The organism is Aurantibacter crassamenti (assembly GCF_016811105.1).
Taxonomy (GTDB): domain Bacteria; phylum Bacteroidota; class Bacteroidia; order Flavobacteriales; family Flavobacteriaceae; genus Aurantibacter_A; species Aurantibacter_A crassamenti.
Map to the genome: position 1 here is coordinate 2,435,371 of NZ_JAFBGM010000001.1, position 12,781 is coordinate 2,448,151.

The 12,781-nt window shown below is 34.5% G+C and carries 11 protein-coding genes and 1 tRNA gene; 5 read left to right on the top strand and 7 right to left on the bottom strand.

Annotation, left to right across the window (positions count from 1 at the left end; genetic code table 11):
- Nucleotides 1-47: 47 nt before the first annotated feature.
- From JQC67_RS10100 to JQC67_RS10120, 5 genes are all read right to left on the bottom strand, one after another.
- Entirely contained in the window at nt 48-1,379 is a 1,332-nt protein-coding gene (locus JQC67_RS10100) for a carboxypeptidase-like regulatory domain-containing protein (RefSeq protein WP_238934566.1), read from the bottom strand.
- Nucleotides 1,380-1,589: 210 nt separating this feature from the next.
- Nucleotides 1,590-2,324, bottom strand: a complete 735-nt coding sequence (rluF, locus tag JQC67_RS10105) for a 23S rRNA pseudouridine(2604) synthase RluF (RefSeq protein WP_203252689.1) — start codon at nt 2,322-2,324, stop codon at nt 1,590-1,592.
- A gap of 134 nt (nt 2,325-2,458) precedes the next feature.
- The gene (locus JQC67_RS10110) at nt 2,459-2,836 is read right to left on the bottom strand and encodes a VOC family protein (protein ID WP_203252690.1); all 378 of its coding nucleotides are present in this window, start codon (nt 2,834-2,836) and stop codon (nt 2,459-2,461) included.
- Nucleotides 2,837-2,887: 51 nt separating this feature from the next.
- A complete protein-coding gene (locus JQC67_RS10115; RefSeq protein WP_238934568.1) occupies nt 2,888-3,955 on the bottom strand; it encodes a serine hydrolase in 1,068 nt (355 codons plus the stop codon).
- A 101-nt stretch (nt 3,956-4,056) separates the two neighbouring features.
- Nucleotides 4,057-4,299: a hypothetical protein gene (locus JQC67_RS10120; RefSeq protein WP_203252692.1), complete on the bottom strand. Its 243-nt coding sequence runs from the start codon at nt 4,297-4,299 to the stop codon at nt 4,057-4,059.
- Between the two features lie 185 nt (nt 4,300-4,484).
- Between JQC67_RS10120 and JQC67_RS10125 the strand changes: the two genes are divergently transcribed.
- The 5 genes from JQC67_RS10125 to JQC67_RS10145 all read left to right on the top strand — a co-directional run bounded on the left by JQC67_RS10125 (nt 4,485) and on the right by JQC67_RS10145 (nt 10,838).
- Nucleotides 4,485-5,372, top strand: coding sequence for a peptidyl-prolyl cis-trans isomerase (locus JQC67_RS10125; RefSeq protein WP_203252693.1), 888 nt, complete (start codon nt 4,485-4,487; stop codon nt 5,370-5,372).
- Nucleotides 5,356-6,816, top strand: coding sequence for a peptidylprolyl isomerase (locus JQC67_RS10130; protein WP_203252694.1), 1,461 nt, complete (start codon nt 5,356-5,358; stop codon nt 6,814-6,816). The genes JQC67_RS10125 and JQC67_RS10130 overlap by 17 nt, the downstream gene beginning before the upstream one ends.
- A 1-nt stretch (nt 6,817) precedes the next feature.
- Nucleotides 6,818-7,771, top strand: a complete 954-nt coding sequence (locus JQC67_RS10135) for an AAA family ATPase (protein WP_203252695.1) — start codon at nt 6,818-6,820, stop codon at nt 7,769-7,771.
- A 158-nt stretch (nt 7,772-7,929) separates the two neighbouring features.
- Nucleotides 7,930-10,203: an aconitate hydratase gene (locus tag JQC67_RS10140; protein ID WP_203252696.1), complete on the top strand. Its 2,274-nt coding sequence runs from the start codon at nt 7,930-7,932 to the stop codon at nt 10,201-10,203.
- A gap of 74 nt (nt 10,204-10,277) precedes the next feature.
- On the top strand, nt 10,278-10,838 hold the full coding sequence (locus JQC67_RS10145) for a TlpA family protein disulfide reductase (protein WP_203252697.1): 561 nt from the start codon (nt 10,278-10,280) through the stop codon (nt 10,836-10,838).
- 189 nt (nt 10,839-11,027) lie between these two features.
- On the opposite strand, the gene JQC67_RS10150 is transcribed toward JQC67_RS10145, so the two are convergent.
- Nucleotides 11,028-11,111: transfer RNA gene (locus JQC67_RS10150), tRNA-Leu, on the bottom strand.
- A gap of 194 nt (nt 11,112-11,305) precedes the next feature.
- Nucleotides 11,306-12,694 carry a glucuronate isomerase gene (gene uxaC, locus JQC67_RS10155; protein WP_238934575.1) on the bottom strand — a complete coding sequence of 463 codons (1,389 nt, stop codon included), beginning with the start codon at nt 12,692-12,694 and terminating at the stop codon, nt 11,306-11,308.
- Nucleotides 12,695-12,781 lie beyond the last annotated feature (87 nt).

Sequence of the window (12,781 nt, forward strand, 5' to 3'; positions counted from 1 at the left end):
TATTTTTAAGCAACACCCTTTTTATTTTGGTTATGATATTTTTGAAATTAAAGACCAGTGCCTCCGCTAGGTTTAGCACGCTTAAGCTGTCTCTGAATTTTTTTGATTGCCGACTCAATTGATTTTTCTGGTTCAATAATGTTGTGAGCACCCCAGAAATCAGGATCAGAAAATCCGATAGCTTCATCAATAAGAATAATTGATGATCTTATTCTATCTTTTCCTTTTGGCAGACTGCCATCAAGATTTTTCTTCCAGTTGGTAACGGCCATTTCACATGTCATGCTATATACTGAATTAAATAGTTTTCTATCCCAATCAATTTTAAATTCTAACATCACATTACTATAACCATAATACCATTTATTTTTTTTTTCACGATAGTCAACCCTATAAGCTACTTCAGTAGGCCATACTTTTGCGTTTTTAGGTTTTTTGCGCACAAAAAGCCTTGATGCCTCATCTTTATCAGTAATATTTAAGGTGTAGATGGCACTAGTAAGAATTTTGTTTTCTGCGTTTATATACAATTTTCCTTTATATAAAGGGTGTTTCAGGTCTTCTCGTTGTTTAAAATCTATAATGTAAATTAACTTATCATTGACTCGGGTAGAACCATCAAACGAATAAACATAGTCTGAAATGGTCTCATCCGTAAAAATATACTCGGGGTATTTCATCACATCTACAAATAGGGTGTTAAAAGGACCTCCTTGTAATTTAAGAGTTAAGGTATCTAACTTCTCATAATCAGTGCTTTTACGTGCTTTGTATAATTGCACGGCATCTCGGCGACTACTAGTGTAAGGGGTTTTGTAAATATTTACTACGGCTTCAGATAATGAAACATTTCTTTTACGTTTTTTAATGGTTTCTCTATAAAAGGCAGTCATTAACGTAGGGTCTTCAAAATAATTTTCGCCTTTTCTTTTAAGTGTTTCGCGCACCAAATTTTCAGCATCTTTTGGCACTTCTATATTTACTTCTGAAAGTTCAGTAATTGATATATTTAATAAAATCTTATTGCCGTTTGCTTTTAATTCACTCAGCGATAATGTTTGAGATGCATAACCCAAAAATGAAACAAGTACTTTGCCATCTGCTACAGATTCAGGAATCTTTAAAGAAAACTCTCCTTCAGAATTGCTTATAGTACTCACATTACTGTCAATTAGCGCTATAGTAGCAAACACCAGCGGTTTTTTAGAATTACTGTCTAGTATTTTACCTTTGTATTCTTTGAATGAAGCCTCTTCATTTTGAATTTCTGACTGAAATGCAAATGCGTTAGGGCTTCCTATAACTAATAACATAAGAACTACAACTAGCACATTAAATACACGACTTTTTGAAACTAATTTTTGTGTCTTTTTCATCATAATTGTATTGAATTAAAAAAACATTTGCGACGAATTTTAAATACAAAGCGCAACATATGTACCTAAGTTAGTGAATATTAAGAGGATTTGCTGTTAAAATTTTTCCTTTTTCAACATTTTAGAAACAATTAAAAGGAAAGCCTTTTCGTAAGCTAAAATAGTTGGAGGTTGGTTCTTAACTAAGATGCATTAGTACTACTTTGAAGTATTCTAGTTATCATGGGTTTTATAAGAATCAGATACCAGCCTATTAATCTCATCAATTTCAGCTTTAGTAAGGTCACGATATTTGCCTAGTGGCACATCTAATTGCACATTCATAATACGAACGCGCTGTAACTTTTTCACGCGGTAATCAAGAAACTCACACATTCGACGTATTTGCCGATTAAGACCTTGTGTTAGAACAATTTTGAAGGTATTATTGTTTACTTTTTCAACCTCACATTTTCTAGTGACCGTATCTAATATTGGCACCCCGTTACGCATTTTACGAAGAAAATGTTCAGTAACTGGTTTGTCAACCATCACAATATATTCCTTCTCATGATGATTTCTAGCGCGTAGAATTTTATTCACTATATCGCCATCGTTAGTCATGAAAATAAGACCTTCGCTAGGTTTATCTAATCTACCAATAGGAAAAATGCGTTTCGGATAATTAATGAAATCAATTATGTTATCCTTTTCAACTCTGTTATCTGTTGTGCAAACAATACCAATGGGCTTATTAAAGGCAAGGTACACAGGTTTTTCATTCGAATCTGAAATTAATTCTCCATCAACGCGTACTTCATCGCCCTCAGAAATTTTAGTTCCCATTTCAGGAACACTACCATTTATAGATACACGACCTTGTTCAATTAATTTGTCGGCTGCCCGACGTGAACAATAGCCTACTTCGCTGAGGTACTTATTAATACGGGTTAATTTGGGTTCGCTCATAATTCAGACAACAATGTATTGTGTAAAGTTAATAGCAAAGATAGTTATTCGATTTATCTGTTGTCAACATTTAAAATTGGCGAATTGGGTATATTTTATTGGATAAATTGTTTCTGAACAGAAAAAGATAAAATTCACTTTGTAGTATTGAACTGTCCGAAATGCCAGAGCACGCCAGACGGATCATGCATAAAAATTTCTTTACCCCAGTCTTCTTCTTTTATTTCAGTAAAGCGAACGGTAGCGTATTTTTCTGTTAATCCTCTTGACAATAAGTCTACTTTGCACTTTTCTACATCATCAACTTCTAAGAATAACATGGAGTTATTAATCCAATTTTTCACATAAGCGTCCTGCAAATAGAAGCTAAGCGCATCATTTACTTTAATAAGGCACATATTTGAACTCAATACAATTTCTTCAAAACCAAGGTCTTTGTAAAACGCTCGAGATTCTGAGTAATTCTTTGCGCCAATAAATGCTCGTATACTTTTTGGGTTATAATTTATCATTGTGTGCTTTTGAATTAAAATAAATACTGGTTTCTTACGGTAAGACTTGATTCATTGTTTTGAATTTTCTTTATGTGTTAATTCATAGCTGTAAAATTGCCTTCCTAATTCAGCTAAAAAAGGAATTCCGATGGTTTCATACTCATAATCATCATCATTGAAAATGCCATTCTTATTTACCAGTATAGTAGCGGTAAGCATGAATTCGACTTTATTTTTAGAATCAATTATATAAGCACTATCTGTTAAAGTGCCATATGCCCCTCCAATTTTATTATAGATTTTTATATGCTCAGGAATATTCTCTTTAGTATCTCCAAACATAAAAAATTTATTATATCCGTCATAAAATGAATCACTATCATAACCCGCCTGCCTTGGTGTTTTAGACATTGCAGTTAGAAGAAAATCACGCTGTTCTTGACTAAGATTGAAACGTTGTTCCCGTGCAAATTTCTCTGGAAAAATTATTCTTTTTAAAAGTGCATGTTGCGTTTGAATCGGATAATAGTTTTTTAGCTTGAAATTGAAGGGTTCATGCATAAGTGAATCCTCTTCGTAAAAACCAATACCTTTTTGAATTCTATTAATGTTAAGCGGCTTAGGCGTGGCATTAATTGTACCCGTATAGTTTGCAGTGGTGCTGTCATTCAGATAAATAACTAAAGGTCTAGTCGCAGTATCATCATAATCAAAACCCAAACGGTGTGCAATACGAATGGGTGCAATACCTCTATTTCGCATTCTCTTATTCAAATCGTCTTGCCCTAAAAATTCAATTAAGCGATTATTAGCCGAATTATTGCTGACGGCAAAAATTTCAGTGATTGCTTTTGTAAATGTGGTTTCAACAGAATCACCTTCAATATAAAATCTAGTATTTCGGTTAATAGAATCGTTTTCCTTTAATTTCTCTAGTGTAGCAACGGTTGCCGGAAATTTTACTGTACTGGCTGGGTAGAAATAATTTAAACTATCTACCTGAAAATCATAATCTGTGAAATATACAGTATCATCTTTTCTGTCAATATGGGTATATCTAATTTGAACTTCAAATTGTGCAACACTATCTAATACATTTTTAATTTTTGAATTCTCAGAATTGAGAACATAATCCATAGGGTTGACCCTAATTTGATTCTCTTGATTTTTGCATGAATATAGTACCAACACAGCTAAGAATGGTAGTAATAATTTTCTGCAAAATAAAAATTTAAAGTTCATGACTGATTATTATAAAGTTCGCCTCTATGTGGCTTAAGGGCATCACGAACTGTTATCATTTCATTTTCAGAAACAACCATAAAAGCAATACTATGCATTTCAGTTAGTTGCTGATAGCCGGTAATATTTAGGTTTGTTTTTTCAAGCGCCACATAGTCTTTCAAATGTATTTCATGGTGTTCAGCAGTTTTATGAGCATCGGCACCTCTAAAATCCCAAATCAATTTTATTTTTTTCAAATTCTGTTTTATTAAATGATTAATTGTAGACTCCTTGTTTTGACCAAATAAAATAAGGGTTTGATAAAACAATCTCACAATTTATTAGGTGACTAAAGTAATAAATTTGAATGCTAGCTACCTAAAAATCTGTTAAGTAAACTTTTGTAGGTTGCTTGGCAAAATGTATTTCTTATTTTTGCCACATGCAAATTGTAGCAACGTATATTAGAATTACCATTTTAGCACTTGTATTTGGCTTTTTATTGCTGCTTCCAGTGGCTTGTGGGCTAAAGGATCATGAAGCAGGTGGTATATTGGCACGTGTTGGTGAAAATTATTTATATGTAGAAGACGTTAGTCCACTTTTACATGATGATATAAACGCACAAGATAGTGCCACAATTGTTTCAAACTTCATTAATAATTGGGCTGCTAAACAACTTTTGCTTGATAAAGCAAAAATTAATCTATCAGAAGAAAAGCTTGTTGGGTTTGATGCTCTGGTTAATGATTACAGGGCAGATTTATATACTAGGGCTTACAAAGATGCTTTAGTATGGAAGGGTACAGATACTGTAATAAGTAAAGAGCAACTGAGTATTTTTTACGATAACGAAAAAGAAAATTTCAAGCTTAAAGAACGTGTTGTTAAACTGCGGTATGTAGAATTGCCAAAAGAATTCTCAGATAAAAAGAAAGTAAGTAGTAGTCTTAAAAATTTCACGGACAATGACAGAAGGTATCTAGATTCAATTGCAGTTCATTTTAAGAAGATGAATTTTAATGATTCATTATGGATAGGAGCCTCAAAAGTGATAAATGAGATACCACCATTGAATCATGAAAATGAGGATAAATACCTAAAAAAATCACAATTTGTCGAGCTAGAGGACGCAAAGGGGGTATATTTGGCAATGATTATTGAGGTGCGCAATAGTAATGATATTGCCCCGCTTTCTTTTGTTGAACCCACTTTAAGACAGGTACTTTTAAATCGACGAAAATTAGAATATGCACGAAAGCTTGAAACCGAAATCATCGATGAAGCCATTAAAGATAAAGAATTTGAAGTCTATGCGAAAAGCGAGTAAATTCATTTTAGCAATTGTATTAGTATTATCAACGGGGTTGGTAACTAGCCAAGAAACTAATGATAGTGTAACAGAACCATCAACAGAAATAGTAGAGGTTGCTACTGATTCACTTGATGTAAGTATGGTAGAGAAAGATTCTATACCATTTGATAGAATAAAATTGGATGGCATATCGTCAGTAATTGGAGACTATGTAATTTTAGATTCAGATGTTGAAAAAGCATTAATAGATCTTAAAACACAGGGTGTTTCTACTGAAGATATTACAAAATGTGGACTTTTAGGTAAGTTAATGGAAGATCGCTTGTATGCGCATCAAGCAGTACAAGATAGTCTTCTAGTTTCAGATGATGAAGTAGCTGCTACCAGTGATCGTCAATTACAAGGCTTAGTGCAGCAAGTAGGTTCTATGGAAAAAGTGCTTAAGTTTTATAGAAAAGATGATGAAGCAAGTTTGAGACTAGAAATTCAAAAAATAAATAAACTTCAAATGCTTTCTGGTAAAATGCAACAAAGTATTGTTGAAGGCATAGAAATTACTCCAGAAGAAGTACGTCAGTTTTTCAGCAAGATACCTGAAGATGAACGACCTGTATTTGGCGCGGAGATGGAAATCTCACAAATTACAAAACAACCAGAAGCAACTGAAGAAGAAAAGCAGCGGACTATTGATAAATTAAACGCAATAAAAGCAGATATTGAGGATAACGATGCCAGCTTCAATGTAAAAGCAATATTATATTCACAAGGACCTTCAAAATCACAAGGTGGACTTCTTGGAGTTATTACTAAAGAATCAGGATTTGATAAGCACTTTAAAGATGTGGTGTTTAGTTTAAGAGAAGGTGAAATTTCAGAACCATTCGAAACCCAATTTGGATATCATATAGCATTTGTTGAGAAGATTAGGGGGCAAGAGCGAGATGTTAGACATATAATAATGATTCCTGAAATTTCAGAAGAATCTTTAAATAAAGCGAAGACCGAGCTTGATACCATAAGAAAACATATTATGGAAGGGAAATATACTTTTGCTCAAGCTGCGCAGAATTTCTCAGATGAAAAAGAAACAAAATTTGATGGTGGTTTATTGAGAAACCCAATCAACTTTGATTCTCGTTTTGAATTAACAAAAATGGATCCTACTTTGTACAATCAGGTACGGAACTTAAAGGATAATGAAATTTCTAATCCTATTTTTGAAAAGGACCCTAGAGGTGGTGCTTCAAAGTACAAATTATTGCAGATTACGAATCGTTATGATGAACATACAGCAGATTTTTCTAAAGATTATATGAAAATTCAGCAGTTAGCCAAAACAGAAAAACAATACAAAGCCATTAAAAAATGGATGGACGAGCACATTGAAGATACCTACATCAGTGTTAATGGCGCCAGTAGAGAATGTGAGTTTGAGAATAATTGGCTAAAAGCAGAATAGCATGTCAGATGTAACTGCGGTTCAAAACTTGGTTAAAAGGCATATTGCGCTCAAGAATGAGATTGCAAAAGTTATTGTTGGTCAAGATTCAGTTATAGATCAAATTTTATTATCCATCTATACAGGTGGGCACTCGCTGTTGATAGGTGTTCCGGGTTTAGCGAAAACCTTAATGGTTAATACTATTGCTAAAACCCTAGGTTTAGATTTCAAACGAATACAATTTACACCAGATTTAATGCCTAGTGATATTTTAGGTAGTGAGGTATTAGATCAGAATCGAAATTTCAAGTTTATTAAGGGGCCAATTTTCGCTAATATAATATTGGCAGATGAAATTAACCGAACCCCTCCAAAAACGCAAGCTGCGCTATTAGAAGCGATGCAAGAACGTTCGGTGACCATTGCAGGTCAACAACATCAATTAGAATTACCATATTTTGTACTAGCAACACAGAACCCGATAGAGCAAGAAGGTACTTATCCGCTTCCTGAGGCACAATTAGACCGCTTCATGTTTGCTATTGAGTTGAAATATCCTTCTAAATCAGAAGAAATACAAGTAGTAAAGAATACAACTTCAGATATTTCAAAAGATGTGAACGCTTTATTTAATGCAGAAGAGATTATTCAGGTACAGCAATTGGTGCGACGCATACCAGTGCCAGATAATGTAATTGACTATGCGGTTACTTTAGTGACAGCAACACGGCCTAAAGAACCTAATGCTACAGATTTTGTAAAGCAATATCTAGATTGGGGAGCAGGGCCTAGAGCTTCACAAAGTTTAATAATGGGAGCAAAAGCACATGCTGCGATTTCAGGAAAATTTTCACCAGATATTGAAGATGTACAGGCAGTAGCGCACGGTATTCTCAGACATAGAATTATTAAAAACTATAAAGCAGAGGCAGAGGGGATATCGGAAGAAGATATTATCACTAAGCTAATGTAGTTTTTTGTTAATATTTTACCGTAAAAAAGTGATATTCATAGAATTTTAGTCTAATTTTTCCGTTAACAATAAACAAAAATTTACAAGAGATAAAATTTCTCAAAACTTGTAGATTTTCTTAATTTTACATAATTACACAAATTCAAAACAACAAGATAATGGCATTCGATATCGACATGATTAAAGGGGTATATGCTAGTATGGCGGAGCGCGTTGATAAAGCTCGCGAAATCGTAGGCAAACCGTTAACCCTTTCAGAAAAGATTTTATATTCTCATTTATGGGATGGTAACCCCACAACGGCCTTTTCAAGAGGAAAAGACTACGTTGATTTTGCGCCAGATCGAATTGCATGTCAAGATGCTACTGCTCAAATGGCTTTATTGCAATTTATGCAGGCAGGAAAGAAAAAAGTTGCTGTGCCAACAACTGTACATTGTGATCACTTGATACAAGCAAAAAGTGGTGCAGCTGCAGATTTAAAGATGGCAAATAGCACAAGTGCTGAGGTTTTTGATTTTTTAGAATCTGTTTCTAATAAATATGGAATAGGTTTTTGGAAACCAGGTGCCGGTATTATTCACCAAGTTGTATTGGAAAATTATGCTTTTCCTGGAGGAATGATGATTGGTACTGATTCACATACAGTAAATGCTGGTGGATTAGGTATGGTTGCTATTGGTGTTGGTGGTGCTGATGCTGTTGATGTAATGGCAGGTATGGCTTGGGAATTAAAATTCCCGAAATTAATTGGTGTTCGTTTGACTGGAACTATTTCAGGATGGACGGCTCCTAAAGATGTAATATTAAAAGTTGCTGAAATACTTACTGCCAAAGGAGGTACAGGGGCAATTGTAGAATATTTTGGTTCTGGTGCTAAATCACTTTCATGTACCGGAAAAGGTACCATTTGTAACATGGGTGCTGAAATAGGAGCTACAACTTCAACCTTCGGTTATGATGAGTCTATGGAGCGTTATTTACGTGCCACTGACCGTTCTGATGTAGCTGATGCAGCAAATGTTGTTAAAGAATATTTAACTGCAGATGATGAAGTATATGCTAATCCAGAAAATTACTTTGATCAGGTTATTGATATTGACCTTTCTAAATTAACTCCGTTATTAAATGGTCCGTTTACGCCAGATTTGTCTACTGCTGCTGGATCTGATATGACAGCAAAAGCCACTAAAAATGAGTGGCCATTGCAAGTAGAGTGGGGTTTAATAGGGTCTTGTACCAACTCTTCTTATGAAGATTTGTCTCGTGCTTCTTCAATAGCGCAACAAGCTTTAGATAAAGGACTAAAAATGAAAGCTGAATTGGGTATTAACCCAGGTTCAGAGCAAGTACGTTTCACGGCAGCTCGTGATGGTATTATAGAGGTTTTCGAAAAATTAGATGCGAAAATATTCACTAATGCTTGTGGTCCATGTATTGGGCAATGGGCAAGATATAGTGATCCAAAGAACGCGCCAAAGAATAGTATTGTACATTCTTTCAACAGAAACTTTGCTAAAAGAGCTGATGGTAACCCAAATACGCATGCTTTTGTTGCCTCACCTGAATTGACAGCAGCTATTGCAATTGCAGGTCGATTAGATTTTAACCCAGTTACTGATACCTTAATTAATGAAAACGGTCAAGAGGTTAAATTTGATGAGCCTACAGGGTGGGAGTTACCACCAAAAGGTTTTGAAGTTGAAGACGCAGGTTTCTTAGCACCAGATGAAGATGGTTCAGGTGTTGAAGTAGTTGTAGCTGATAGTTCAGAACGTTTGCAATTATTAGAGCCCTTTGTGCCTATCAGAGATGAAGAATTAAAAGGAGCTAAATTGCTTATCAAAGCTTTCGGAAAATGTACTACGGATCATATTTCTATGGCCGGACCATGGTTACGTTATAGAGGTCACTTAGATAACATTTCAAATAACTGTTTGATTGGCGCTGTTAATGCATTCAATAAGCAAACTAATTTGGTGAAAAATCAAATTGACGGTGAATATGGTGGTGTGCCAGATACGCAGCGTGCATATAAAGCATCTGGTATAAAAACAGTAGTTGTTGGTGACCATAACTATGGTGAAGGTTCATCGCGTGAACACGCAGCTATGGAGCCTCGTCATTTGGGTGTAGCGGCAGTAATAGTTAAATCTTTTGCTCGTATTCATGAAACAAACTTGAAAAAGCAAGGTATGTTAGGTTTAACCTTTGCTACTGAAAGTGATTATGATTTAATACAAGAAGACGATACTTTCAATTTTGTTGACATCGCTGATTTCGCCCCTGGTAAACCGTTAACTATAGAAGTTGCGCATGCCGATGGTAGTTCTGACACTATTCTTGTAAATCATACATATAATGCGGCGCAAATAGGTTGGTACAGAGAAGGTTCTGCACTAAACGTTATTAAACGTGAAAGCGCAGCATAATTACGGTAGATAAAAAATAAAACTCCTGATATTAGTCAGGAGTTTTTTAGTTTTGAGTAAATCCTCCACATCTAATGATAAAGAAAAAGACGGTACTTAATGTTCTATTGATAGGCCTAGTATTGTCATTTTTTGTAACACCCTTGGGTGATTTCAGTAAAGAACTGTTGAACAAATGGTTTGCCACTTCACCAACAATAATCAGTGTTAATAAGCAAGGTAAAATTGATAATTACAATTGGAAGTTAAAAGATGCGAATTGGGATTTTTTTAATTTTAAAAAATCAGAAGGTAAAGTAGTATTTATTAATTTTTGGACTACCTGGCATTTGCCATCAAGGGCACAGTTAGATGATATTCAAAAACTTTATGATCGATACAAAGGTCAAGTTGATTTTTATATCATTACGGATGAAGAACAATCGTTGCCAAATGAATTTATGGCTAAAAAGGGATATACCTTTCCGATTACATACCAGATAATTGACGAGCCAAGTCCTATTAAATTATTGAAACCTTCAGGAACTTATCTTCTTGATAAAAAAGGAAATATTGTTATACATCAAACAGCAATAGCAGATTGGGATAATAATAAAGTTTTTGAGTTAATTAATAGACTTTTAACGGAGCAATAGATTCAAGTGTAATTATTATTTAAGAATTAATTTTACTGTCCACATTATTTTAAAGGAAATAGATGTTTAGATAAAAGGAAGCCACCTACAAGTGTTTTTTTTATGTGTGAAAGCACCGTATTCTCTGTGATTTTTCAAGTAATTAATATGAATAAAGAAAGCCATCCGTACAGTACGAATGGCTTTTTGTGCGCACGAGAAGACTCGAACTTCCACGGCCTAGTGGCCACCAGCCCCTCAAGCTGGCGCGTCTACCAATTCCGCCACGTGCGCCTATTTTGATAGAGAGGGCAAATATAATATCCTTTTTGATTTATAGATTAAGAACTTGTTTAAAGTTTTACGATTAACATCAGAAATAATAGAAATATACCTGTTTAATGCCTTTTAAGAGTTACAGATTAGATTTGTAAAACAAAAAAGGAAAAAACAGGTATATCAGTTGATTAATTGAGTTGATGTGCGTATTAAAACTTGAAATATTCTTTAGCGTTGTTGTAACAGATATCTTCAACCATTTTACCAATCCATTCCATATCGTTAGGTAATTCTCCACTTTGAATTTCCTTACCGAAAAGGTTGCAGAGTATTCTTCTAAAATATTCATGACGTGGAAAAGAAAGAAAGCTTCTTGAATCTGTAAGCATACCAACAAAAGTACTTAGTATGCCCATGTTTGAAAGTGCATCTAATTGGTCAATCATTCCATTCTTTTGGTCTAAGAACCACCAACCTGAACCCCATTGCACCTTACCTTTAACACTACCATCATTATAGTTGCCAATCATAGTGGCCATAATTTCATTATCGGCAGGGTTAAGATTGTAGATAATAGTTTTAGTTAATTGGTCAGTAGCATCAAGGCCATTAAGAAATGACGATAGACCCTCGGCTTGTTTGAAGTCTCCAATGGAATCCCAGCCTGTATCCGGACCTAGAATTTGATGCATTCGACTGTTGTTATTACGTAATGCACCTAAGTGAAACTGTTGTACCCATCCGAATTCATGATACGTTTCAGAAAGAAACTGTAGTAGTGCCATCTGAAACTTTTGCGCATCTTGAAAACCTATTACTTTTCCTTCTCTTTTTTTGCTAAAGATGGCAGCAACCTCAGATTCAGTATAATCAATCTTATATAATTGATTCAATCCGTGATCACATAATCTACATCCATTTTCATGAAAATATGCAATACGGTTTTTAAGTGCTTCACATAATTCATTAAAAGTTGAAATAGTACTATCAGCAGCAACGCTTAGACTATTTATATAATCATTATAGCCTTCGTTTTGAATTAATATCGATTTATCAGGTCTAAATGCAGTGCTCACTTTGGTGGTAAAATCACTCTTAGCAAGACTTTTATGGTGTTCTAAGTTGTCCGTAGGATCTTCGGTTGTACAAAGAAATTCAACATTCATTTTAGAAATTAGACCTCGCGAACTGTATTCTTGCGTTTGTAATTTTGCTTGAGTTTCTTCAAAAATTCTATTTGAACTTTTAGGAGATAATAACTCATCTATACCAAAGTATGCAGAGAGTTCTAAGTGTGTCCAGTGGAATAGGGGATTCCTCATTGTGTAGGGTACAGCATAGGCCCACTTTTCAAATTTTTCAGCGTCAGTAGCATTTCCGGTAATATACTTTTCGTTTATGCCTAAGGTTCGCATGGCGCGCCATTTGTAATGGTCACCATTTATCCATGCTTGTGTTATATTGTCAAAACCATGGTTTGTCGCCAATTGTTCAGGAGGTAAATGATTGTGATAATCAATTATTGGCATTTTTTTTGCAAAATTATGGTAAAGCTCTTCTGAATATTTATTCTCTAATAAAAAATTAGCGTGTATCAAATTGATTGTTTTTTTATGAAAAAGTCATGATTGCCTTGCTATTTAAATGAGTCCAACTGCGATAACTAAAAAAAATATCGCTTTCTC